We start from the raw sequence: 26381 nt of genomic DNA on the forward strand, positions 1-26381 counted from the left end.
AGTAGGTGTAAAAGAATGTGGAAGATCCAAGAATTATTGGCTGATATCGATGGTGCGTATTTACAAAAGTACGACCATCTTGATCAAATAATTGACAACTTTGAGTACTTTTCTGGACATTTAAACAAAAGAACCAATTATAATACCACAGCATTTGTTTGTTTGACACCAGAAAGAAGAAGTTACATCAATCGAAAGACAGTGGCTTGGCGAGATGGGAACGAGCAAATCAAAGGAAGGGAAAATGAGTTTGGTTTAATCATTACTGAGATCCCCATTGATGACCCAGCTGTTAGAACACCTCAATTTATTGTTAAAAATAGTTGGGAATTTTTACTACAAATTTCAGAGAAAATCCGAAGTAATTTTGTACAACCAATTGTAGCGATCACTGGTTCGGCAGGAAAAACATCCACACGAATGATGATTTCACATTTATTCCAAAATGAAAAAGTGTTAGAAAATCGTGGGAACCACAATGTTCGTTTTGCGATTCCTCTATATCTAAGCAAGCTAGTAAGTGAGCCAGATATGTTGAACTTAGAAGTCTCTGTCAATGCGTTGAACTCTTATGACACTGGATCAATGTCTAATTTAGTGCAACCAGAGATTGCGATTGTAACCTCAATTGGAGAAGCACACCTTAGTTCATTAAAAGATACTATCGGAGTGGCACGACATAAGGCAAAAATTTTTGAAGGACTGAAGCAAGATGGCACTGCAATCATCAATACAGATATTGGTGAGGAAGAACTAGCGATTCTAATGACAGCAGCCAAAAAAAGAACAGTAGAGATTCTCACGTACTCTTTGTATGATCAAACAAAGGATGTCTTCTTAATTGAAACGAGACAAGAAAGAGAGTATTGTGAAATTTTATTTTCTTTTTTAGGACAAGAATTTTCGATGAACTTGTCAGTTGCTTCTGCAGGTATGATTTCTAATGCTTTTGCTGCTTTATTGACAGTCTGGAAAATAAAAGGCGACATTCGATCGTATCTGCCAGCATTTACTACATTTAAGCCATTGTCTAAGATTCTCGATAAAACGAATTATGCTTCCTTGAATGGAACGAATTTCACATTTATTGACGACACCCATAATGCTTCTTTGCCTGCGATGAAAAATGCTATCGATTATTTTGATGAAGTTCGAACCTTTTATCAAGGAAAAAGTATTTTGGTACTTGGACAGATTGCTGACTTAGGAAGTACTGCACAAGTAATCCATGAATCACTGAAAGATTCGATGGAACATTGTGGAGCAGATCATATATTAGGTTATGGTGAGCATTTTAAAAAGATTTTTGAGGAAGAACAAATACAAGATCAACGATTCAAATGGTTTGCTACTTTACAAGAGTTAAGTGATTATCTAGAGGAATTACTAATCGAAGACAGTCTAATTTTAGCGAAGGGGTCTGTAACAGGGAGTGATTTTCATGATATAGATCGTTACATCCGTAAAATCGCTAATAAAAAACAGTTAAAAGCTGTATAAAATAGGTGGTATCAATTTGTAAAAAAGAGACAATATCTGCTGAATGACATCGTTTCTTTTTTTGCAAATAAAACGACAGATCCAAGATGACCATTGTAATTAAGAAAGAGAACGAGTAAGAGGCATTTCAGTGCTTAAAAATAAAAGCGTTTTGAAATACTTAGATTCAAGCTTTTCTCTGTAATGATGCTATGGTATGATAATTAAGAATTCAAAAAATTACATATTAATTAGTTTTTTATTCACGACTATTTTTTTAAAGTTTTATTATGATTAAATAGGTAGTTTGCTGATTTATTAGTTGTATGAGAAAATATTTTAAGAAAATGTGAGATAGAGGTGCATTATGAAGCGGTGGCAAAAAGTCGTAATAGCTTTACTGGGAATTCTCGTTGTTTTTATTGGCGGAGTCTCAGCTTATGGAATTAAACTCATGGGTGAAGCAAACCAAACAGTCAATCAAATATCCAAGGGATCGAATCGTCAGTCAACAAAGCGTAAAGATAAAGTGAGTATTGACGACAAAGAACCTTTTTCTGTCCTTTTGTTAGGACTGGATACTGGCGGATTAGGTAGAACCGAACAAGGAAGATCGGATACAATGATGGTGGTAACGGTGAATCCCCAACAAAAAAAATCAACGATCGTCAGCTTAGACCGTGATATCTATACCAATATCGTTGGTCATGGTACTGTTGATAAGTTGAATCACGCCTATGCTTTTGGAGGCGTTGAAATGGCCATGGACTCAATCGAACAGTTACTCGATATCCCCATTGACCATTATGTAACCATTAATTTAGATGGAATGGAAGATTTGATCAATGCTGTCGGAGGTGTGGAAGTCAATAATAAAATTGATTTTACATTAGATGGTGTTCATGTTCCTGTAGGTAAACAAGTATTAGATGGTAAGAAAGGCCTTGCTTATTCACGGATGCGTCACGAAGATCCTAAGGGGGATATCGGACGTCAAGCACGACAGCGTGAAGTCGTTACCAAAATTGTTAATAAAGTATTGAGTTTAGATGGTGTCAGCAATTATCGGAAAATTTTAAAAGCGGTCGAAAAAAATGTCACAACTGACCTAGATTGGGATGATATGCTAGATGTAGCAACTAATTACACACCAGCATTTGAAACGATCAAACAAGATCAATTGCAAGGTAAAGATGCAACCATTGATAGTATTTACTATCAAATTTTAGGTGAAAATGATTTATTAAGTATCCAAAACGAATTGAAAAAACAATTAAACATCAAACCAAGTAAGACATTACCTAATTTAAAAAATGACAATGCTTCTATCATGTTCTACAATGACTCGCAATCCGCTGAAGATTCGAACGAGACTGCGACAAGTGAGAATAATTCAACTTATTCAGGAAATTCGCAAACAACAAATCAGTACAACGAGTATAATCAAGAATACAATCAAAGCGCCGATCAAAATTATGATCAGTACGGCAATCAGAACTACAATCAGAATTACAACCAAAACAATGAACAAACTTACCAACAAGAAAACAATGAACAAGGATATAATTATGGAAATGGATATTAAGTAAAAAAAGCATTCGCAACAGTCATAACCGACTGTGCGGATGCTTTTTTTACTAGTTTAAAAATAAAATAGAATAGTTGAGAAGCGTAGCAAATAATACCCAGAGATAATATGGTACCAGTAACCACATCACTAAGCGATAGTGGTTCCATAGTTGATAAAGCAGTATGGAGAGAAGGATCAATAATAAAGTAATATCTAGTGCAGCAATTAAGGTGTTTTGCAAGTTGAAAAACAAAGCAGACCAGATAAAATTACATACAAATTGAATAACAAATAATGTAATTAATTTTTGTTTGACCCTTTTGTTTTTCATTACCAATAGTAAATATAACGAAATTCCCATTAAAATATATAGCACTGTCCACATAGGACCAAAGATCCAACTAGGTGGTGCAAAAGGAGGTAGCTCAAGTGAATAATAATAACTACCTGGATTACCACTTAGTATCCCCGATAAGAAACCTAAAATCACTATGCCAACAGTACAAACCCAAAAACGATAATCTTTCAGTATAGCCATATTGTTTTAACTCCTTTCTATAATTCTAGTTTACCATGAACGTTTTAAACATACTTGAATTTGATTTGGAAGATTATACTTTTGGTTTAGTTATTTTAAATCAGTTATTATATTAGAATATTAACCCCTATCTCTTATTGAATAAAGAAAAGAATTGTCGTTGTAATGTTGTAACTCCGAACATTATTAAAGAAAACAGTCAATTAGATTAAATAACGTTAATTGTCAAATTTATTGTTATTTTTGATGTTATTTATCTGATAAGATAATATATGTAATCGATTACAAAGCAGATGATAATAGCACTGATCACGAAAGGAGAAGAAGATATGGGAAATAAAAGAATCAAAAAAATGTTAGCGGGAGCAACTCTTTGTAGTCTGATGATTGCGCCATTATTATTGAACATGGAAGAGGCATTTGCGACAGAACAAAGTACGAACAAGCAAGCTGGTTTTGGCGTTGGTCAAGGGATCAAATGGGCGGATCAAGTAGTAGCACCATTTGTCGATATGACGGCATATGTTTCAGGCAGCAATCTATCAAATAACGGAGCGCTTAATTTAGCTGCAGTGGCAAAAAGCACTGGACAAAAATTCTTCAATTTAGGATTCATGCAATCAAGAGGTATTAAAAATGGTAAGATCGACTGGGCCTGGGGTGGATTTGGAGGCTTAAGCGAAAGTGATAGCGATCAATGGCAATATGAAGGAATCAAAAAATCCATTCGCGAATTAAGAGAAGTTGGTGGCGATGTTGCTGTATCATTTGGTGGTCTAAATTCTGGCGCATTTTGGGAAACAACACAAGATTCAACCATTTTAGCAAATGCTTATAAAGAAATTATTGATGGTTATGGATTAACTCGTGTTGATTTCGACGTAGAAGCTGGGGCAATGAATTATGCGCATAATTTAGCTAATGCTAAAGCGATTAAAAAAGTCCAAGATGAAACAGGTGTTAGTGTGACCCTTACATTACCAGTGATGGACTTTGGATTGGTATCTACAGGTTTATCTGTCTTGCAAGCCTATCTTGAGGCAGGTGTTGATCTAACTACTGTTAATATCATGACGATGTGTTACGGTAGCGTTGTTCCCGATTATGCGCAAGGTTCACTAGATGCAGTGGACAATACGAAAAAACAATTACAAGATTACTACAAACGTTATGCGAACAAAACGTTAACTGATGCTCAAGCTTATGCTAAATTAGGAACAACCCCTTCCGTTGGATTTGAAGGAGACACACATCCATACTTTACAACTGATATGTTCAATAAAATCGTCCAACATGCAAAATCAAGAAAACTCGGGATGGTTTCTTATTGGTCAATGAACTGTGATGCCATGGTCGATGGTGGTCAAGGTCAAGTCAAAAATCAATATGAGTTCTTAACTGTTGCCCAACAATTCACTGATGGAACGACTGGTGGAGAAAATGACCCAGTAGAAACGCTAACTAAACCATCAATTCCGGTAAATTTAACTAGTAGTAATGTTACGCAAAATTCAGTGACTTTAAACTGGACTAATAATGCTTCAAAAGAAAAAGTCACTCATTATGAAGTTTATCGAAACAATATTCGCATCGCTACAAGTGCAACGAATACATTTAAAGATCAAAATTTACAAGCAAATACAACCTACAGCTATAAAGTTAAAGCAGTTAACGCTGCAGGAACCTCTGACTTTAGCCAAGCAATCTCAGTGAAAACCACAAGTGAAAGTACGCAAGGTGATACTTGGGTTATCGGAAAATCATATAAAATAGGCGATATCGTTACCTATAAGGGACATCGTTATCGTTGTATTCAACCACATCCAGCTACTGAGGGATGGGAACCAGATATTACAGAAGCTTTATGGGTAAGAATCTATTAAAAGTTATAAAAGCATAATGTTTGATTCTTTTATTAAAAGCGCTTACAATGAACCCATCAATGAATGGGAGGTTCATCATGAAAAAGGTTAATATCTTAATGTTTGTTGGCGTTGTTATGTTAGGTTTGTTTGGATTTGGTGCATCTGGCTATGCTCATGGCTATATTACCTCACCTGGAAGTCGTGCTTATTTCGGAACTGCAGCAGCTGGTAATTTGAACCAAAATGTTGGACGAGCAGAGTGGGAGCCACAAAGTATTGAAGCACCAAAAAATACCTTTATCGATGGGAAAATAGCAAGTGCTGGGGTTACTGGATTTGAGCCACTAGATGAGCAAACAGCAACTAGATGGCATAAAAATATCATCAATACTGGCAACTTGAATATTACTTGGTTTTTAACTGCGCAGCATAGTACAAGTACTTGGGATTACTATATCACTAAAACTGGTTGGAATCCTAATGCACCATTGAAAATCAGTGATTTTGAATTGATATCAAAAATTGATGACAAAGGTGCAAGACCGCCACAAACTGTCAAACAAACAATCAATATTCCAAAAGATCGTAAAGGCTATCACGTGATCTTGGCTGTATGGAATATTAGTGATACAACCAATGCTTTTTATCAAGTAATTGATGCGAATATTCAATAATAAAGCATAAGAATCTTTTGGGTTCAATTTCAGCGAATATGTGCTAGAAATACCAATTATTCAAAGACAAGTGTAGGAGACTGAGGCAAAACTTGCTTCAGTCTCTTTATTTCTAAAAATGTGTAAATGGTGTTCAATCATCAGCTCCTCGAAATAAGCCTGAATTTTTCAAAATATGAGAAGCTGTTTCGAGATTTTCATCTTTAAATTTGAGAAGCAGTTTTCGGAAATTCGTTCTAAATTCTTGATGCTAAACATTGTTGTTTCAACCTTCTTTTGTTCATGAGTGAATGATTTTGGTTAAGGAAAGGTTTAATGTATGATAGAGCTACAACAATACTTCATTAAATGGAGTATTGGTAGTTTTTAGTAGGGGGAAAAGTATGATGAGATTTTTTAAGAAGAATACGCAAGATACAAGCGATGAAACTAATCATGTTGCACCACTTGCTAAAGAAACACTTGACCAGCAAGAGTTCGACTCTTTCTTTGCTGAAGTGTTAAAAAAAATGCCACAAAAATCAGCTAGAGTGATCCTTAATGCTTATGACCAATCGAAAATCGTAGCAGAAAAAATCCTTGCAAAAAATCAAGAAAAATTTGATCATGTATTTAAAGATTTCTTAAAAGGAGTCGATGAAACGACACGCAAAAAAAGTCATAGGATCATTCACGCGGCTTCGTTAACAGCTGCAATCATCGGTTGCTCTCCGATCCCTTTTTCAGATGCGTTTTTATTAGTTCCAGTTCAATTGACTATGATGGCTCGGCTACATAAACTTTTTGGACAATCTTGGTCAGAAAGTTTAGGGAAAAGTGTTTCTAAAGAACTTGTAGTAGTCAGTTTAGGAAGAAGTACTGTCGGAAATATTGTCAAATTTGTACCAGCAGTTGGAACTGTTACAGGGGCAGCGATCAATGCCACTGTTGCAAGTGCCATCACCGAATCACTAGGGTGGACCACCGTAAAGATGCTGAATGATGGGGAAGATATATTTGAACAAGTCATGTCATTCAAAGGACAATCCCAGACATTGTTTCGTGCGTTAAAAAGTATCAAAAAGTAAATATTTAGTGGATAAATTGAATTAGTAAGAGTTAAAAAAGTGGACAATCATGAACTATTGCATAACAAAAACATCCAAAACACAGAGCTGTGTTTTGGATGTTTTTTATTTACTTAGGTTGAGTTAAGTCAGACGAGCAGAAAAAGTACCGAAAAAAGTTCAGCTAGTTTTTGCTGGTAACACTTGATCTTCTAGTCAATTTTACAACGACTTCACATCGAGCCGTTTGGGGAAACATATCCACTGACTGCAAATATTCCACTTTGAATTTCTTACTTAATTGTCCCAGATCTCGTGCTAAGGTTGAGACGTTGCAGGAAATATATACTAATTTCGTTGGCGGATAGTTGAGGATCGATTGAATCAACTGGGGATCAAGCCCTGTACGAGGGGGATCGACAATGATCCCATCTGGTTCAAATCCTTCTTCAAGCCATTTTGGTAATAATTCTTCAGCAGTTCCAACTTCATAATGGGTATTAGTATACCCTAAACGTTGAGCGTTTTTACGTGCATCATCAATAGCCTGAGGAATCACATCCATTCCACGGATTTCTCTCGCTTGTTTTGCTACACTTAAACCAATCGTTCCCACACCACAGTAAGCATCTACGATCGTTTCATTTGGTTGGATCGCGAGTGCTTTGATTCCTTCATTATAAAGGACTTCTGTTTGTTGCGGATTCAACTGGAAAAAAGCTCGTGGTGAGAGATCAAAAGTAACTTCATTGAGATGTTCTTCAATAGCATCTTTTCCCCAAAGGTGGATTGTTTCATCGCCCATTACGAGAGAAGTTTTAGCAGGTTGAACATTTTGCATGATTGAAACAACCTCTGGCAATTGTTGGTTAATGTCACGGATGATTGCATTTTTTTGTGGAAATTTTTGACTACGAGTAATAAATACAACTTGTAATTCACCCGTTTTTATTCCAACACGTACCATGATCGTCCGAAAAATGCCACTGTTGCTCCGTTCATCATAGATAGGAAGGTCATACTTATTCAATAACTCGACGACCGTATTCATCACTTTCTGTGTCTGTGGTTCTTGAACTAAGCAATCGATTAATGGCACAAGTTCATGGGAATTTGCTTGATATAGCCCAGCTTCGATTTGTTGTGTTTTCTTATTTTTTCTTAATTGGAATTGTGCTTTGTTTCGGTAATGCCATGGTTCTTCCATGCCAATCGTTGGACGTAATTTGTAAGAACGAAAGCCAGCCGGTTTGAATTTTTCTAGCGCTTGCATAAGCAAATCTTTTTTGAAATCAAGTTGCGCCTGATATGCTAAATGTTGAAGCTGACAGCCACCACATTCATAATACACTGGACAAGGCGCCACCACTCGATCCTTGCTTTGCTTTTTGACTTTGATTAACCGAGCTTCCGCATAGCGAGGTGTTGCTTTCGTGATCTTGACAAGAACTTCTTCTTTGGGCAGTGCATAAGGGACAAAGATGATCAAACGTTTGAAATAACCGATCCCTTCACCGTTGATACCCAGTCGTTTGATTTTTAAAGGGATGGTTTGGCCGTTTTTGACAATGGTTTCTGTCATAAGTATCTTCCTTTTTTCTAATAGTGTGGTTTTATTCTAACATATTATTAATAGCGATGGGGATTTTCTATGTTATGATAAGAATATACGTTCGAGGAGGTAACTCAATGATAACAGTTACTAGGATCAGTAAAGGCAAAGGTCCATTTTATCAAGTCGAATTATCTGAAGGAGATTCTTTGAAGGTTTCAGAAGATATCTTGGTGCGTTACCGCTTGTTAAAGGGACAAGAATTAACAGAAGAAACAATTGAGGAAATCAAGAAAAGTAGTGGGTTTGACTTTGGTCTCCAACAAGCGCTCAATTATCTAAGTTATCAATTGCGTTCGGAAAAAGAAATTAGAACTTATTTGAAAGAAAAAGAGATTGAACTAGCTGACCGTAATAAGATCGTGGATCGTTTAAAGGAATTAGATTTGATCAATGACCTCGTCTATGGTGAAAGCTACGTGCGGACAAATGTACGACTAAGTGACAAAGGACCAAAAAAAATAGCTCAGCAATTACAACAAAAGGGTTTGAAACCGGAAATCATCGAGCAGGCACTGTTGCAATATCCAGAAGAAGAACAAATAGCGATAGCATCGCAAACGGCAGAAAAATTATTCAATAAAAATCATGGGAAAAGTCATAAAGAACTTTTTAGAAAAATTCAACAAAACTTGATGACAAAGGGATTCACCCAAGAGGCGATCCAACAAGCCATCGCCCATTTACCACAAGAAACGGATGAAGACGCTGAATATGAAGCATTAGTTTCACAAGGAGACAAGTTATGGCGTAAAAATGAGAGATTTGAACCGAAAAAACGTAATTTAAAAATCAAACAAAGCTTATATCAAAAAGGATTTGATTTAGAAATGATCCAACGATTTATCGTAGAAAAGGAAGAAGCAAGTGAATAAAGAATGGGAAAAATGGACGGAAGAGGAAATCGCACAGTTTCAAACGCAATTTGTTGGCTGGTACGAAAAAGAAAAACGCAATCTACCTTGGCGCTATGATCGTGATCCTTATCGTATCTGGATTTCTGAAATCATGCTTCAACAAACCCGTGTAGATACGGTAATTGCTTATTTTTATCGCTTTATGGAATGGTTTCCGACGATTGAAGCGTTAGCTGCGGCACCAGAAGAAAAACTTTTAAAGGCTTGGGAAGGATTGGGGTATTATTCTCGCGTTCGAAATATCCAAGCTGCTGCCCAACAGATCATGACAGAATTTGATGGACGTATGCCGCAAACACCAGAAGAAATCAGTTCATTGAAAGGGATTGGCCCTTATACTACAGGCGCTATTTCAAGTATTGCTTTTGGTTTGCCAGAACCAGCAATCGACGGGAATGTCATGAGAGTCGTGAGTCGCTTATTTTGTATTGAAGCTGACATCGCCAAAGCTTCTAGTCGGAAAATTTTTGATGAGGCGATGCGTAAGATCATTGATGAAAAGCATCCTGGTGAGTTTAACCAAGCAATGATGGATCTAGGATCGGCCATTTGTACACCTACTTCACCTAATTGTGAATCATGTCCGATCCAATCATTTTGCTTAGCTTACAAAAAAAATGAGCAAACCTCGTTTCCAGTAAAAACAAAGAAAGCCAAACCAAAAGATGTCTATTATGTGTGTGCAGCGATTCAAAATGAGGCGGGAGCCTATTATTTTGAGGAACGACATACGCAAAGGTTATTAGCAAACATGTGGACGTTCCCGATGGTCGAAGTCACAAAAGAGAAATACGAATGGTTGCAAGCTGAATGGGCTCAATCTCATGAACCAAGCTTATTCGATCAAGACAAAGTTGCAGAAGAAGAAACAGAGCTACCCTTTCATTTTAAAGAACAATTGATTTGGCAAAAGCGGCATTTGGGAGAGGTAACGCATATCTTTAGCCATTTGAAATGGCACGTATTACTATTTTACGGTCGAATACTTTCTCAATCAAATGACAAATTTCCTAAAACTGAAATAACACAATGGTTATTACCAGAAGACTTCGATAACGTGGCTTTTCCAAAAGTACAGGTAAAATTAAACGAACAATTAGAGAAAAATCGAAACAATAGTAATCCTTTCTAGGCAAAGCTCTTTTTTATTGATATAATAATTACGATGTCGGTGTAATGAACACCCAAACACAAAGCATGAGATGCTGCGTAAGGAAGGGTTGCTATGGGAGTCCCAAAAGAAGGTGAGTTTGTAACGATCCAAAGTTACAAACATGACGGCAAATTGCATCGAACGTGGCGTGATACCATGGTATTAAAAACAAGTGAGCATTCGATGATCGGTGTCAATGATCATACTCTAGTTACAGAGTCTGATGGACGTCGTTGGGTGACTCGAGAACCAGCAATTGTGTATTTTCACAAAAAATACTGGTTCAATGTAATAGCAATGATTCGAGAAAAGGGGGTTTCCTATTATTGTAATCTAGCTTCACCTTTTTTGCTGGACGATGAGGCATTGAAGTATATTGATTATGATTTAGATATCAAAGTTTTTCCTGATGGAGAGAAACGATTACTAGATGTCGATGAATATGAGATGCATAGCCAAATGATGAATTATCCGAATGATATCGACTTCATCCTAAAAGAAAACGTGAAGATCTTGGTTGACTGGATCAATAATGGTGAGGGCCCTTTCTCCGAAGGCTATATTGATATTTGGTATAACCGTTACAAGCAATTGTCGCGCAAGTAAACAAAAAAAAGCAGTAAGCGCAAAAGTTTTGCGCTTACTGCTTTTTTGCTATGGGTTCTTCAACATAGACACTGATGATGGAAGAAAAAGGACAAGGGATGATCCTTGCTTTGATAGCCTGTCAATAATTAAAAGACTTTTTTCATTGCGATATGAGCAATACCAGCATCTTCAAATGGTTCTCCATAAGCAGTGAATCCTAATTTTTTATAGAAATTCTCAGCTGTTGCTTGGGCGCCTAGCAAAATCGTATTATATCCTTGACTTTTGGCGAAAGCTTCAGCTTCAGCTACTAAAATTTGACCTAATCCTTGATGACGATAATCTGCAAGAATCGCCATTCGTTGTAACTTCATTTTTCCATTTTCTAATGGTAATAGCCGAACGGTCCCACAAGGTAGATTTTGGTCTGAATAAAGAACAAAGTGGATGCAATGTGCTTCATTTTGATCAATTTCTCTAGTTATAGGAACGCCTTGTTCTTTGACAAAAACTTGGTTTCTAATACGAACGGCATCAAGGTAAATATCACTTAATGTATCTTTTGTTTGAACGACTTTCATCCGAAACCCACCTTTCATTCGTTTAGTATACTGTAAAGAAAATAAAATGAAAAGTGGATAAAAAAACAAATATCAGTAAGAATAAAAGAAATTTTCACACAAATAATATATACTAGTAAAAAAGACGAAAGGAGGAAGTATATTGTTTGAAAAATTGAAACAATCAAAATTGATGTTTTGGTCTTGCGAATTACTCATTATCGCCACGTTGATCTTGGTTTCTTCAAAAATCAATTTTATCTTTCAACCAATTGGAACGTTTTTCTCAACATTATTCGCACCAGTCTTGATTGCTGGATTTTTGTATTATTTGTTGAATCCTATTGTCAAACTATTGATGAAAATCAAAATCAAACGCATTTGGGCGGTAGCAATCGTATTACTTTTGCTTGTCGCAGCGATCATCTGGATTTTGCTCAGCGTGATTCCTAGCTTGATCCAACAAATTTCATCCATCGCATCGAATATTCCTGACTTTATTAGTCGTGTAGAGACTTGGTTAAATAATATGGCCCAACTACCGATCTTCAAAGAGGTAGATATCAATCATTATTTGAATCAATTAGATATTTCTTATGCTAAGATTATCCAACAGTTCCTCAGCGGGATTTCAAACAGCTTAGGATCGCTTGTCGGTACGATCGCTTCTGCTACAATCGTGATCATCACAGCTCCATTTATTTTGTTTTATATGTTGAAAGATGGAGAAAAAATGGTTCCGACAGTCAAGAAATTCTTTCCTGAAAAGAGAAGAGATCAAATTGTTGAATTACTTGGTCAATTGAACAAAACATTAGCTAACTACATTAGTGGTCAAGCGATTGAATGTCTTTTTGTCGGAACATTTACTTTTTTGGGGTATCTGATTCTAGGGGTCAATTATGCCTTTTTATTTGGCGTCATCGCTGGTTTGACTAATTTGATTCCTTATCTAGGTCCTTACCTAGGCTTAGCTCCAGCATTTTTAGTGACAGTATTCAATGATCCTGTTAAAGCACTGCTTTGTTGTGTCGTTGTCTTGATCGTTCAACAATTGGATGGAAATGTGATTTATCCAAATGTCATCGGAAAATCATTAAAAATCCATCCGCTAACGATCATCATTGTGTTATTAGTAGCAGGAAACATTGCTGGTTTGATCGGGATTTTCTTAGGTGTACCGTTTTATGCCATTTGTAAGACGATTATTTCTTATGTCATCAAAATTGTTAAAGAAGACCAGCAAAATGAAAAAAAGAAAAAAATTGCAACGACATTGGAATAACGTATCAGCAATTCCGACTAATTGCTTCATAGTTGTTTTTATTGCAAAGAAAAATTCTTTGTGATAACATTTTAGCGTGGCTATCTTTATAGTCACGCTTTTTTTCTATCGTAAACAAAAAAATTAAAAAATATAAGGAGAGAATGCGATTATGAATGCTGACCCTGAGAGTCAGTCGCTGTTAGCGCAAATTTTATTACTGATCATTTTAACTTTGATCAATGCTTTTTTAGCTGCTTCCGAGATTGCTGTTGTTTCGATCAACAAAAATCGAGTCGAGCAAAAAGCGGAAGAAGGAGATGTTAAATCTCAAAAGCTTTTAAAAATATTGCAGAACCCAAATAACTTTCTGTCAACGATCCAGGTAGGAATCACGTTAGTCAATATCCTATCCGGTGCTTCGTTAGCCAATACATTATCAGAAAAATTAGCACCATTATTAGGTGGTAGTGTAGCAGCAAGAAATATTGCCAATATTATTGTTTTAGCTATTTTGACCTACGTATCGATTGTTTTTGGTGAATTGTATCCTAAACGAATCGCCTTGAACAAATCAGAAGAAGTAGCCAACTTTACTTCAGGAATTATCCGTCTGATCGGTGTGGTTGCCAAACCTTTCGTCTGGTTATTATCTGCATCGACTAGTTTACTAGCTCGTGTCACACCAATGACTTTTGATGATGAAGATTCAAAAATGACGAGAGATGAAATGCGGTATATGTTGGAAACTGAAGGTGTACTTGATAATGAAGAGTTAGAAATGCTGCAAGGTGTTTTTTCTTTAGATACCAAAGTAGCTAGGGAAGTAATGGTTCCTCGAACAGATGCTTTTATGATCGATATCAATGACTCCGTTGAAGAGAATGTCAATGAAGTTTTATCAGAAAATTATTCAAGGATTCCGGTCTATAATGAAGACAAAGACAAAGTTGTTGGGATTCTTCATACGAAAAACTTATTGAAAGCTGCTCATAAATTTGGCTTTGAACATTTAAATATTCAAAAAATCATGCAAGAACCTTTATTTGTACCAGAGACAATATTCATTGATGATCTCTTGTACGAAATGAAAAAAACTCAAAACCAGATGGCTATTTTACTGGATGAATATGGTGGAGTCGTTGGTTTAGCGACTTTAGAAGATTTACTAGAAGAAATCGTCGGTGAAATTGATGATGAATCAGATGAAGTCGAAAAATTATATGAAAAGGTTGCTGAACATGAATACGTGATCCAAGGACGAATGTTGATCGATGAGTTCAACGAAGTATTTGACAGTAACTTACACATGAGCGATGTTGACACGATGGCAGGCTATTTAATCACTGCTTTGGGCATGATCCCTGATGAGGGAGAAAAATTATCGTTTGATGTAGATAACATTACTTTGACTTCTGAAGAAATGGAAGGTTCTAGAATTTTAAAAATTCGCGTGGTGTTCCATGATCCTAAAGAAGAAATTGTGGAACCAGATGAGGACCGTCGTTTATTTTATAAAGATTTTGATGAAAATGAGCCGAGAAGATAAGATATGTTTCATCCTTGCACAGAAGAGATTTTGTGCAAGGATGTTTTTTTCTTTTTTTCAAAGTTGATACGTAAATCAGTGTGGTTCCCTAAGTTGAGGGGTAGTCAGAAGCAAGAGAGGCAGAGCTTTACCCTTTTGTAAAGATTACTAAAACATACAATAAGATCCTATGCTCCCAGTTAACTTATACATAATATAACCAGTATATTTAAATGTTTTGTTGGTTGACAATAAATTTTTGCTAGAGTATTATGAAAACGCAAACACAAGTTTCATGTGACTAGGTTATACTAGGCATGGAAAACACGTACGGAGTCTTCCGTCGTTTTTTCATGCCTATTTTTTTATATGTTTAAGTGAATCAGTGAGGAGGTGGGAAAAATGTAAAGTAGTGTTTTTAGTAGAAAGACAGATTTTAAATATTTTACGAATAAGCAGATATGAGCGATTCTTCCAATGATTTATCTCAATTGAAACTAAAAAACTAAGAACAAATATTAGGTAGTTCTCTCAAGTAAAAGTAGTATGTACAAAAGTTGCAAAGAATGGATAAAAAATTGATGATCATTCATTTTGCCTCACGACTTAAAATTTTTTATCGACTATTCTATTTAACTAAAGGAGGAATTTTTTAATGAAGAAGGCAATCATTTTTGCTTTAACAGGATTGGCGCTTGTTGTTACATCTTTTTACAGTCCAATCGTTTGTGCTGAAGATACTGAAGATTTTTTGTTTCAAAAGAATGTTACCTACTCAGGAGTAGAAGGTGGGAAACAAGGAGATAATTGGAAATATCCGCAATTTGTAGGTGAAAAAGCGGTTGATGGGGATGTATCGACGAGATGGTCAGCGGATAAAACAGATAATCAGTGGCTGACTGTTGATATTGGAGAAGAAAAAACAATTGGTCAGGTGGTTTTACACTTTCATGCGGAGAGTCCAGAATATGAGGTATTAGTTTCTAACGACAATCAAAATTATCAATCCATCTATAAGGAGGAGCGTGGAAGTGGCGGGAAAGAAGCAAAAAAATATATTGAAGTAGCGAATGTAACAGCTCGATATATTAAATACCAACAACTAAAAATGTGGAAGCACACGAATGGTCAATATTATGGTTCGAGCATTATTTCAATGGAAGCTTATCGTCAAGCACGTTTACCTGATGGGATAAAGTTTTCGATTGATTCAGCCGAAATCAGCGAGAAAAGATCCAAACAATTAACTTACATATTAACACCAACAGGCGTCCAAGTTCCTGAAAAACAAATTGAGTGGAGCAGTAGTGATCCTAGTATTGTCAATGTAGACAGTCAAGGAAGAATGAAAGCACTCAAAACCGGAGAAGCAAAGGTGACTGTGAGAATCAAAAATACGGATTTAAGTGATACGATTCCAGTTACGGTTATTCAAGAAAAAGCAGAGTATCGTGAAATGCGTGAGAAATGGAAAGCACGCTTGCTAGGATCTAAAGAAGATCATGAAGAATTTGATCAGGATTCGGACGTAAAAAAATATCGAGCGAGAATAGCCAAAGATAGTTTAGAATTATGGCAAACACTTAATAAGTCAGAAAATAGAACTTATTTGTGGGAGAAAAAAAGTTCAGACACATTATCAGCAGACTATACCACTCAATTTACCAACATCAAAAAATTGACATTAGGTTATTATGATCCTTCGAGTTCATTACATAAGAATCAAGAGGTTTTTACGCAAATTTTGAAAGCAATTGATTTTATGATTGAAACCAAAAACTACAATGGAACTTACTGGAGTGGGAATTGGTGGGATTGGCAAATTGGATCAGCACAGCCATTAACAGACACACTGATTTTATTACATGATGATTTAATCGAAAAAGATGATGCAATCTTAACTAAATTTGTTGAACCTTTAAACCACTATGCGCAAGATCCTAAAGTTCAATGGCCTAGCTATACGGCTACAGGAGCGAACTTAACAGATATATCTATTACCGTCTTAGGAACAGCCATTTTATTAGAAAATGATTCCCGAGTAGAGGCAGTTCAAAGCGCTGTTCCATCCGTTTTAAAAATGGTGACAGGAGGAGATGGCTTATATTCAGACGGCTCATTAATCCAACATAGTCATTTCCCATATAACGGAAGTTATGGAAATGAATTGCTGAAAGGCTTTGGACGGGTTCAAACGATTTTGCAAGGGACACATTGGGAAATCAAAGATGACAATATAAATAACTTGTTTCAAGTAACCGATAAAGGTTATTTACAATTGATGGTAAATGGAAAAATGCCCTCAATGGTATCAGGACGAAGTATTTCTAGAGCTCCTGGGACGAATCCCTTTACCTCTGAATTTGAATCTGGAAAGGAAACAATCGCCAATCTTACATTAGTAGCGAAATTTTCGCCAGAAATTTTACGCAAGAAAATTGATTCGTCTATTAAAGCATGGCTTGAGCATAGTAGTTATTTTTATGATTTTTTTGAAAATCCAAGAGACTTTGAAGCGTTGATTGATCTTAAGAAAATCATGAATGAGCCTTCGATAACTAGTAAAGAAGAACGAAATCTCGTGAATGTTTATGGTTCAATGGATCGGGTGTTTCAAAAAAACGAGAGTTATAGTCTCGGAATAAGTATGTACTCTAGTCGTATTGGAAATTATGAATTTGGAAATACTGAAAATAAAAAAGGATGGCATACGGCCGATGGGATGGTTTATCTTTATAACGGTGACCTCGCTCAATTTGATGAAGGTTATTGGGTCACTATTGATTCTTATCGCTTACCAGGTACCACTATAGACACAAAAGTGTTAGCAGAAGGTGCTTCTACTGGTAAAAAGAGTCCTCAGTCTTGGGTGGGAGGATCGAATAATGGCAAAGTAGCTGCAGTCGGAATGTTTTTAGATAAGAAAAATGAAAATATGGATTTGGTAGCAAAGAAATCATGGTTTTTGTTAGAAGATAAATTGATTAATTTAGGCAGTGGAATCAGCGGAACAACGAATGCGACAATTGAGACGATCCTTGATAATCGAATGATGGATTCAAGTAACATGCAAATTATCCAAAAGAAAACAGCTGATTCTACTTGGATCAATCTTACTTCGACAAATCCACTCAATAATTTAGGTTACATTTTTCCAAATACCATGTCGAACGTTGACGTTCAAAAAGAAATTCGATCTGGCAAATATTTGGATATCAACGAATATTTTGTCAATGATCAATCATATACAAAAGAATTTGTAAAAATCATCAAAAATCATGGAAGTAACGCTCAAAATGATACTTATGAGTATTTGACTGTTGCTGGAAAGACAGCAGAAGAAATGGCAGAAATGGCGCAACATAAAAGCTATAATGTGTTAGCAAACACACCAGAAATCCAAGCGATTGAGACAAAAGACTATCTCATGTTGAATGCTTGGAGTGGAAATCAACAGGCAGCTTTTGTTCACGTATCTGAACCTGCATCCATTATTGCAGAAAAATTGAGTAATGATACTTATCGACTGTCAATTGCGAATCCTGTTCAAAATAATAAGGTGATTGAATTTTCGATTGAGAAAGAGATCATTGAGGTTATCGAAAAAGAGTCCGAAATTACCATGGATTCAGGAGCATTTCTATTTGATAGCAAAGGGTTAAAAGGAAGTTCGAGATCAATTACTATCAAAGTTCCTTCAGAAGTAGATAAAACGGCATTAGAAAAAATAGTCGAAGAAAATCAAAACCGAAACGAAAGCGACTATACAAAAGAAAGTTGGAAAGTCTTCACTAAGGCAATGGAATTAGCCCAAGCGGTGTTAACAGATCCAAAAGCAACGCAAGCCGAAGTAGATGAAGCAGTTCAAGCAGTGAGAAAAGCCATCGAGCAACTGCAAGAAGTAACTAAGGTAGACAAAACAGCATTAGAAAAATTGGTCGAAGAAAACCAAAACCGAAACGAAAGCGACTATACAAAAGAAAGTTGGAAAGTCTTCACTAAGGCAATGGAATTAGCCCAAGCGGTGTTAACAGATCCAAAAGCAACGCAAGCCGAAGTAGACGATGCAGTTCAAGCAGTGAGAAAAGCCGTCGAGCAACTGCAAGAAGTAACTAAAGTAGACAAAACAGCATTAGAAAAATTGGTCGAAGAAAACCAAAACCGAAACGAAAGCGACTATACAAAAGAAAGTTGGAAAGTCTTCACTAAGGCAATGGAATTAGCCCAAGCGGTGTTAACAGATCCAAAAGCAACACAAGCCGAAGTAGACGATGCAGTTCAAGCAGTGAGAAAAGCCATCGAGCAACTGCAAGAAGTAACTAAAGTAGACAAAACAGCATTAAAAAAATTGGTCGAAGAAAACCAAAACCGAGTTGCAAGTGGTTATACGGCAGAAAGTTGGCAAGTGTTCCGCAAAGCGTTGGAAGCAGCGCAAGCAGTGTTAGCTGATTCAAATACTACGCAAGCTGAAGTAGACGAAGCAATCCAAGCAGTGAATAAAGCCATCGAACAACTGCAAGAAGTAACTAAAGTAGACAAAACAGCATTAAAAAAATTGGTCGAAGAAAACCAAAGCCGAGTTGCAAGTAGTTATACAGCGGAAAGTTGGCAAGTGTTCCGCAAAGCGCTGGAAGCAGCGCAAGCAGTGTTAGCTGATTCAAATACTACGCAAGCTGAAGTCGAACTAGTGATGAACGATTTGGTGCAGGCCATCGAACAATTAGAGAATAAAGAAACTGCATCATCCTCTGAGGAAGATAAAAACATCAATAATAAAGCAGAGCAAGGTAAAAATACACAAGAGGGCAACAATGAAATAGGTAAATCTTCTATTAGTGAAGAGACCGGTAAGGAAGGTTTATTACCAAAAACAGGTGAAAAAAATAACCAAGTTATTCAAAAATTAGGATATACAATTTTATTAGTGGTATTCGTTAGCTTGTTCCTATTGAAAGGTCGAAAGGAATCTAAGAGGAGTTAAAATAAATTAGGCAAGTAATCTGATGAAAAACACAAGGTAAAATAAATAATCGTTTGTCTGTAGATGATTGAAATAGACAGTTGAACTTGGAACAAAAGCCTGTTCCAAGTTCAACTTTTTTCGTTTAATCTGTTTTCAGTTGTTATAGTAGCAGGAAAAGCTTTATTTTCTCCTATTGAAAAAGTCGTTTATATGATATTCAACAGAGAAAGAGAGAAGACTCATAACAAGTGTTTATTTTTTGATAGTTTCCATGATATACTTGGTAAGTTGAGATAGCTAGTTCGATCATTCCTCGAACAGGATGACGAATAAGATGATAATGATGTAACAGAAATGGAGTAAAACATGAATAACCCTAACTTAAAACAACAAGTAGATAACCGACGCACGTTTGCGATTATTTCCCATCCGGATGCTGGTAAAACAACGATTACTGAACAATTGCTTTTATTTGGTGGCGCAATACGTCAGGCAGGAACTGTCAAAGGGAAAAAGACTGGTAACTTTGCAAAATCTGACTGGATGGAAATTGAGAAGCAACGTGGAATCTCAGTTACCAGTTCTGTGATGCAGTTTGATTATCATGGTAAAAGAGTCAATATCTTAGATACCCCAGGGCATGAAGATTTTTCTGAAGATACGTATCGGACATTGATGGCTGTCGATAGTGCGGTTATGGTCATCGATAGTGCCAAAGGGATTGAAGCTCAAACAAAAAAATTATTCCAAGTCGTTAAAAAAAGAGGAATCCCTATTTTTACCTTTATCAATAAGTTAGATCGAGATGGTCGCGAACCATTAGAACTTTTAGAAGAATTGGAAGAGTTGCTCGATATCGAGTCTTATCCAATGAATTGGCCGATTGGTATGGGGAAAGGCTTAGAAGGACTCTATGATATCCACCATAATCGTATTGAGTTTTATCGTCCAGAAAACTATAATGATGAGCGCCTTGTTGCCTTGGATGAAGAAGGATTGCTGCCAGAAGGCCATCCTTTGACGGAAAATTCATTGTATGAACAAGTTCTTGAAGAAGTAGAATTGTTGAAAGAAGCAGGAGATTCTTTTAATGAAGAAAAAATTGCTCGGGGAGATCAGACACCGGTCTTCTTTGGTTCAGCGTTAACAAATTTTGGTGTGCAAACATTTTTAGAAACCTTCGTGGAATTAGCCCCTTCACCTTACGGACATCAAACACAATCAGGACAAGAAGTTAGTCCTTATGAAGAAGAATTTTCAGGTTTTGTCTTTAAGATCCAAGCCAATATGAATCCAGCTCACCGAGATCGGATTGCTTTTGTGCGAATCTGTTCTGGAACTTTTGAACGTGGGATGGATGTTCAATTAGAACGAACAGGTAAAAAATTGAAGTTAAGTAATGTGACGCAGTTTATGGCTGACTCAAGAGAGAATGTCGAGAATGCTGTAGCAGGGGATATTATCGGGGTCTATGATACAGGAAATTATCAAATTGGCGATACTCTTTATGAAGGGAAATTGAAGGTGGCGTATGAAGAGTTACCATCCTTTACTCCGGAATTATTTATGAAAGTCACTGCTAAAAATGTGATGAAACAAAAATCATTCCATAAAGGTATCTATCAGTTAGTCCAAGAAGGTGCGATCCAACTCTATAAAACTTATTTGACGGAAGAATACATCATTGGCGCAGTTGGACAACTTCAATTTGAAGTATTCCAATACCGGATGCTAAATGAATACAATGCAGAAGTGATTATGTCTCCTATGGGTCATAAAATTGCCCGTTGGATCGAGCCCGAAGATTTAGATGAGAAGATGAGTTCTAGTCGTAATATCTTGGCACGTGACCGTTTTGATCAGCCATTATTCTTGTTCGAAAACCAATTTGCTGAACGTTGGTTTGCTGACAAGTACCCAAATGTCAAATTAAAAAGTTTAATGTAAAGCGCTCATCACATGGTGGTGCTTTGGGAGTACTATGAAAATAGCCGGGAGAGAATAACTAAATAATCCGGAGGAATTTAATGATGATTAAAGTAATGTCGGTCTTTGGAACACGTCCAGAAGCAATAAAAATGGCACCTTTGATCAAAGCGCTGGAAAAAGATGAGCGCTTTGAATCAATCGTGACGGTTACAGGCCAGCACCGTGAAATGTTAGACCAAGTGTTAGAAGTGTTTGAAATTACTCCTGATCACGATCTAGATGTGATGAGTGTCAATCAAACACTCACCGCTATTACAACGAAAGTTCTTTTATCATTAGAACCAATCTTACAAGCAGAACAGCCTGATATCGTCTTAGTTCATGGAGATACGACCACAACATTTGCTGCAGCGACCGCAGCATTTTATCAACAAATTAAAGTCAGACATGTCGAAGCAGGATTACGAACTTGGAACAAATGGTCACCGTTTCCTGAAGAAATCAATCGGCAAGCCACAGATGTTTTAGCGGATCTCTACTTTGCGCCAACCAATGAAAGTGCTGATAATCTTAGAAGAGAGCACCACGATGAAGCAAACATCTTCGTTACTGGCAATACGGCGATCGATGCGATGAGGTACACGATCGTGGCGGATCAAAAAAGCGATCATCTTTCGAGCAGCTCCACTAAACAATTATTAGTAACAATGCATCGACGTGAGAACCTAGGCGAGCCAATGGCGAACGTTTTTCAAGCATTAGGAAGGATTGCTGAAGAATTTTCTGATGTATCCATTATTTTTCCGATGCATAAAAATCCTAAAGTACGAGAATTAGCTGATACTATTTTAGGACAATATGAGAATGTTCAGCTGATCGAACCATTAGATGTCATTGATTTTCACAATTGTGCAGCCAAAAGTTATCTTATATTAACTGATTCAGGCGGAGTTCAAGAAGAGGCACCTTCTTTAGGTGTTCCGGTTCTTGTCTTACGTGATACCACTGAACGACCGGAAGGTGTAAAAGCCGGAACTTTAAAACTCGTTGGTACAGACGAAGAGACAGTTTATGACGAGACAAAACAATTGTTAACTGATGTAAAGGCTTATGAAAAGATGGCACAAGCAAAAAATCCTTATGGAGATGGTTACGCAAGTCAACGAATCTTAGAGGCTATCGCAGCCTCATTTCATTGATTACAGGTTACCAAAAAAGCAAAAAAAACTTTCCAACAATTTTGGTGGAAAGTTTTTTTATTTTAAAGAAAAAATTGGTAAATTCTTTGAAATAAAATGAATTAAAATAAAGATGTGTACATATAAAAAGAAAAAAGGGGGAGTTGGATGGAAACACTGGAGCAACGAAAACAACGTAAAGCAAGAAAAAAGTTAGAAATGCAGCGTTTATGCAAGCTGTTAGATGTTGAAGGTTGGGAGCATAATGAATCGATCGTTAACGAAGTAAGAGCAATCGTTCGGCTAGGAAAAACACCAAAAAAAGAAACCAATCAATCTTAGAAGATCCAGCTCTATAAATGAGCTGGATCAAGGATAAAATCAAACATTATCCTTCGATCCTTCTAAAAAAGGTTTCTTTTTTTTGTTTATTTGTAATCATCACATTGCAACCTCAGTGTGGGGATGATGTTTCGGAATCGAGATTTCAACTAAGTCATCTAATTCAATTACTTGGATTTCGTTTTCTTGATATAGGGCGTCATGGATTTTATTGAGGAAGTACGTTTTGACTTCTTCAATTTCTTTGGGTTGTATTTTTCGTTTTTCATTAATCAGTAAAATCTCGTTATGTTCCGGTGCTTCAGTGTAAACAATCATTGTATTGCCTGCAGTGTAAACCTTCACCATATGAGCATCTGTATTTTCCAATTGGTTTAAAACCAAACGTGAATGACTATTCGTTACATTGACAAATTTCATGGCGCTCACCTCTTTTATGTAGATTTTAGATACAACTTAATTTCATTATAATTTTTTTCTAATGAAAAGAACAGTATTTTGCTTTTTGTCAAAAAACAATCAAAAATCCGCTTTGAGCAATGAAGCACCCGTGAGAAAAGCTGTCGCTTTTTCATGGGTGCTTCATTTTTTATCAGTCGCAAAGCGAAGTTTTTGTCAGATGTTTAGTTTGTTGGCTCGTTTGTCGTTTCTTTGACTAAACGTTCTGGTTTAGAAGTGATCACAATTTTTTCTTCTTTATCCAATTTTGCTTTTAGTTCATGGATTGAAGGATGGTCTAAATAAAATTCAGCAATTCCATCTTCGATTTGTTCTTGGATCGTTCGACGAAGAGGGCGTGCGCCCATTGCTGGGTCATAGCCTAAGTCAACAAGTTTTTCTTTGACATTTGTCGGCACTTCGATATGCAGTTGTTGTGCTGCTAACATTTCATTGACTTCATCTAGCATCAAGGTAACGATGGTCATTAAGTTTTCTTTTGATAGCGCACTAAATTCGATGATTCCATCGAAACGGTTCAAGAATTCAGGTGTGAAGTAATTGTTTAGTTGGTTTAAAACAGAACGAGTAACCCCTTCACGAGCTGCTCCAAAACCGACATTTGCTTCGACTTTACCTGTACCAGCATTACTTGTCATAATGATGATCGTATCTTTAAAGCTTACTGTCCGACCTTGTGCGTCAGTCAAACGGCCATCATCCAAAATTTGGAGGAACATGTGTAACACATCAGGATGTGCTTTTTCCACTTCATCCAATAAAATCAAGCTATAAGGATTACGACGTACTTTTTCAGTAAGTTGACCTGCCTCTTCATAGCCCACATAGCCAGGAGGAGAACCAATCAATTTAGATACACTGTGTTTTTCCATGTATTCAGACATATCAAAACGAATCATTGAATCTTCGGAACCGAATAATTCAAATGCCAGTTGCTTGGCTAATTCAGTTTTGCCGACACCAGTTGGACCTACGAATAAAAATGACCCGATAGGGCGGTTTTTCTTGCTCAAGCCAACCCGATTACGACGAATAGCTTTTGCCACACGATCTACGGCATCGTCTTGTCCAATCACATGTGCTTTTAGATCAGTCGCAAGATTCTTCAATTGTGTTTGCTCTTTTTCTTTTAGATCGCCAACGGGGATGCCCGTACGTTCTTCCACAATTTTTTCCATATCTTTTTCTGTGATAACAGGCGTTTCTTCATCTGTTAATTGACGTTCTTTCATCTTTTCTAATTTACTGATTTGGTCACGATAATAAGCGGCTTTCTCAAAGTCTTCTTCTTTAGAAGCTTGGATTTTTTGTTCCTGTGCTTCTTCAAGTTTTTTATCAATGGTTTTAGGATCAACGATTTGAATCGTTAAGTTTTTCTTTGAGCCAGTTTCATCAAGCAAGTCAATCGCTTTATCTGGTAAGAAACGATCTTGAACATAACGATTTGAGAGAATAGCTGCAGCTTCGATTGCTTCATCGGTATATTTGACGTGATGGTAGTCTTCGTAGCGTTTTTGCAATCCTTTTAAGATACTGATTGTTTCCTCAACAGAAGGTTCAACGACCCGAACCGGTTGCATCCGTCTTTCTAAAGCTGCATCTTTCTCGATGATGCGGTATTCATTTAATGTAGTGGCACCAACCATTTGTAGTTCGCCACGAGCTAGAGCTGGTTTTAAAATATTTCCCGCATCCATGTTCCCGTCACCAGCAGAACCAGCACCGACAATTTCATGGACTTCATCAATGAATAATATGACATTTTCAGCCTGCTTAATTTCTTCGATCAATTTTTGCATCCGTTCTTCAAATTGTCCACGGATACCAGTTCCTTGAACCAAAGAAACCACATCTAAACGAATCACTTCTTTATCCATTAATTTTTGCGGCACATCGCCATCTACGATTTTTTGTGCAAGTCCTTCAACTACGGCAGTTTTACCAACACCAGGCTCACCGATTAATACCGGATTGTTTTTTGTTCGACGGTTTAAAATCTCGATCACACGTTTGATTTCATCATCACGGCCGATCACAGGATCAATGTCACCTTGACGAGCTTGTTCGGTGATGTTGATTCCGTATTCTCCTAAAAGACCTTCGGAATTTCCTTGTTGCGGTGGTTGACCGCCGTTAAAGTTGTTGTTACCACCGAATTGGGTTGGAGGAGTTTGTTCATAGTTTCCTTGCTGTTGCATTTGGCGGGACATGGAGCGGAATAAGTCGTCCAAGCTGCCAAAACCAAAAGGATCATTTTGAGCCATACTAGTCAGACCTCCATTTTGTTGATTTTTAATTTTTTGATAGCAACTTTGGCAGTAATCAAGTTGCGTTCTCTGTCCGTTTACTGTTGCATATAAGTGGATCGTTGCTTCATTTTTCCCACAATTTTGACAAAGCATAAATGATTCACGTCCTTTCACATGATTCACATGTTTCCATTCTATTTTACAACGCGTGACTACGAAGGTAAAAGAATAACCCTCATTTACTCAAAAGTTGAAAAGGTAAAAAATGTTATTGACCATTATTGACCTTTGGCTATAATTATACTAAATTTTAGGACGCGTGCAAGTATTTAGTTTTTCAAAATAAATGAAGAAATGAATAAGTCGTTCTTCGATAAAAGTGATAAATAGAAGGAGATATTTCGCTTGGCAGAGTCTAGTTTTGTTTGCTTCTTTACTGAGGGATCAGTAAAGAGAATCAAAGCAAC

The 26381-nt window shown here is 36.7% G+C and carries 19 protein-coding genes; 14 read left to right on the forward strand and 5 right to left on the reverse strand.

Annotation, left to right across the window (positions count from 1 at the left end):
- Positions 1 to 15 precede the first annotated feature (15 nt).
- Together IGK91_RS03870 and IGK91_RS03875 are read left to right on the forward strand one after the other, a co-directional pair.
- Positions 16 to 1500, forward strand: a complete 1485-nt coding sequence (locus IGK91_RS03870; protein WP_113803740.1) for a Mur ligase family protein — start codon at positions 16 to 18, stop codon at positions 1498 to 1500.
- A 346-nt stretch (positions 1501 to 1846) separates the two neighbouring features.
- Positions 1847 to 3064, forward strand: a complete 1218-nt coding sequence (locus tag IGK91_RS03875; RefSeq protein WP_010738153.1) for an LCP family protein — start codon at positions 1847 to 1849, stop codon at positions 3062 to 3064.
- 52 nt (positions 3065 to 3116) lie between these two features.
- On the opposite strand, the gene IGK91_RS03880 is transcribed toward IGK91_RS03875, so the two are convergent.
- Positions 3117 to 3587 (reverse strand): TspO/MBR family protein, encoded by a 471-nt coding sequence (locus IGK91_RS03880; RefSeq protein WP_010738152.1) that lies wholly within the window; start codon positions 3585 to 3587, stop codon positions 3117 to 3119.
- 329 nt (positions 3588 to 3916) lie between these two features.
- On the opposite strand from IGK91_RS03880, the gene IGK91_RS03885 reads away from it, so the two are divergent.
- The 3 genes from IGK91_RS03885 (at position 3917) to IGK91_RS03895 (ending at position 7193) form a co-directional block, all read left to right on the forward strand.
- On the forward strand, positions 3917 to 5470 hold the full coding sequence (locus IGK91_RS03885) for a carbohydrate-binding protein (RefSeq protein WP_081123503.1): 1554 nt from the start codon (positions 3917 to 3919) through the stop codon (positions 5468 to 5470).
- 77 nt (positions 5471 to 5547) lie between these two features.
- The gene (locus tag IGK91_RS03890) at positions 5548 to 6126 is read left to right on the forward strand and encodes a lytic polysaccharide monooxygenase auxiliary activity family 9 protein (protein ID WP_010719701.1); all 579 of its coding nucleotides are present in this window, start codon (positions 5548 to 5550) and stop codon (positions 6124 to 6126) included.
- 386 nt (positions 6127 to 6512) lie between these two features.
- Positions 6513 to 7193: a YcjF family protein gene (locus tag IGK91_RS03895; RefSeq protein WP_010738150.1), complete on the forward strand. Its 681-nt coding sequence runs from the start codon at positions 6513 to 6515 to the stop codon at positions 7191 to 7193.
- A gap of 163 nt (positions 7194 to 7356) precedes the next feature.
- Here the strand turns inward: IGK91_RS03895 and rlmD are convergent, their stop codons facing one another.
- The gene (gene rlmD, locus IGK91_RS03900; protein ID WP_010738149.1) at positions 7357 to 8754 is read right to left on the reverse strand and encodes a 23S rRNA (uracil(1939)-C(5))-methyltransferase RlmD; all 1398 of its coding nucleotides are present in this window, start codon (positions 8752 to 8754) and stop codon (positions 7357 to 7359) included.
- 107 nt (positions 8755 to 8861) lie between these two features.
- On the opposite strand from rlmD, the gene recX reads away from it, so the two are divergent.
- The 3 genes from recX (at position 8862) to ntdP (ending at position 11460) form a co-directional block, all read left to right on the forward strand.
- Positions 8862 to 9659: a recombination regulator RecX gene (gene recX, locus IGK91_RS03905; protein ID WP_010738148.1), complete on the forward strand. Its 798-nt coding sequence runs from the start codon at positions 8862 to 8864 to the stop codon at positions 9657 to 9659.
- Complete coding sequence (gene mutY, locus IGK91_RS03910; RefSeq protein ID WP_081123505.1) at positions 9652 to 10833, forward strand: A/G-specific adenine glycosylase; 1182 nt, start codon at positions 9652 to 9654, stop codon at positions 10831 to 10833. The genes recX and mutY overlap by 8 nt, the downstream gene beginning before the upstream one ends.
- 93 nt (positions 10834 to 10926) lie before the next feature.
- Positions 10927 to 11460 (forward strand): nucleoside tri-diphosphate phosphatase, encoded by a 534-nt coding sequence (gene ntdP, locus IGK91_RS03915; RefSeq protein WP_010719696.1) that lies wholly within the window; start codon positions 10927 to 10929, stop codon positions 11458 to 11460.
- Positions 11461 to 11588: 128 nt separating this feature from the next.
- On the opposite strand, the gene IGK91_RS03920 is transcribed toward ntdP, so the two are convergent.
- Positions 11589 to 12023, reverse strand: coding sequence for a GNAT family N-acetyltransferase (locus IGK91_RS03920; protein WP_010719695.1), 435 nt, complete (start codon positions 12021 to 12023; stop codon positions 11589 to 11591).
- A gap of 142 nt (positions 12024 to 12165) precedes the next feature.
- On the opposite strand from IGK91_RS03920, the gene IGK91_RS03925 reads away from it, so the two are divergent.
- The 6 genes from IGK91_RS03925 (at position 12166) to IGK91_RS03950 (ending at position 23206) form a co-directional block, all read left to right on the forward strand.
- Positions 12166 to 13287 carry an AI-2E family transporter gene (locus tag IGK91_RS03925; protein WP_010719694.1) on the forward strand — a complete coding sequence of 374 codons (1122 nt, stop codon included), beginning with the start codon at positions 12166 to 12168 and terminating at the stop codon, positions 13285 to 13287.
- 151 nt (positions 13288 to 13438) lie between these two features.
- The gene (locus tag IGK91_RS03930; protein ID WP_010738146.1) at positions 13439 to 14815 is read left to right on the forward strand and encodes a hemolysin family protein; all 1377 of its coding nucleotides are present in this window, start codon (positions 13439 to 13441) and stop codon (positions 14813 to 14815) included.
- 634 nt (positions 14816 to 15449) lie between these two features.
- Positions 15450 to 19775 (forward strand): polysaccharide lyase family 8 super-sandwich domain-containing protein, encoded by a 4326-nt coding sequence (locus IGK91_RS03935; RefSeq protein WP_128479150.1) that lies wholly within the window; start codon positions 15450 to 15452, stop codon positions 19773 to 19775.
- Positions 19776 to 20123: 348 nt separating this feature from the next.
- Positions 20124 to 21704 (forward strand): peptide chain release factor 3, encoded by a 1581-nt coding sequence (locus IGK91_RS03940; protein WP_010738143.1) that lies wholly within the window; start codon positions 20124 to 20126, stop codon positions 21702 to 21704.
- A gap of 80 nt (positions 21705 to 21784) precedes the next feature.
- Complete coding sequence (gene wecB, locus IGK91_RS03945) at positions 21785 to 22885, forward strand: non-hydrolyzing UDP-N-acetylglucosamine 2-epimerase (protein WP_081123507.1); 1101 nt, start codon at positions 21785 to 21787, stop codon at positions 22883 to 22885.
- Positions 22886 to 23032: 147 nt separating this feature from the next.
- Entirely contained in the window at positions 23033 to 23206 is a 174-nt protein-coding gene (locus IGK91_RS03950) for a hypothetical protein (RefSeq protein ID WP_181934223.1), read from the forward strand.
- 99 nt (positions 23207 to 23305) lie between these two features.
- Here the strand turns inward: IGK91_RS03950 and IGK91_RS03955 are convergent, their stop codons facing one another.
- Positions 23306 to 23626 carry a DUF1827 family protein gene (locus tag IGK91_RS03955; RefSeq protein WP_010719687.1) on the reverse strand — a complete coding sequence of 107 codons (321 nt, stop codon included), beginning with the start codon at positions 23624 to 23626 and terminating at the stop codon, positions 23306 to 23308.
- 203 nt (positions 23627 to 23829) lie between these two features.
- The gene (locus IGK91_RS03960; RefSeq protein WP_034867873.1) at positions 23830 to 26067 is read right to left on the reverse strand and encodes an ATP-dependent Clp protease ATP-binding subunit; all 2238 of its coding nucleotides are present in this window, start codon (positions 26065 to 26067) and stop codon (positions 23830 to 23832) included.
- Positions 26068 to 26381 lie beyond the last annotated feature (314 nt).

The organism is Enterococcus sp. DIV1208 (assembly GCF_050530455.1).
GTDB classification, from domain to species: Bacteria; Bacillota; Bacilli; order Lactobacillales; family Enterococcaceae; genus Enterococcus_B; species Enterococcus_B hirae.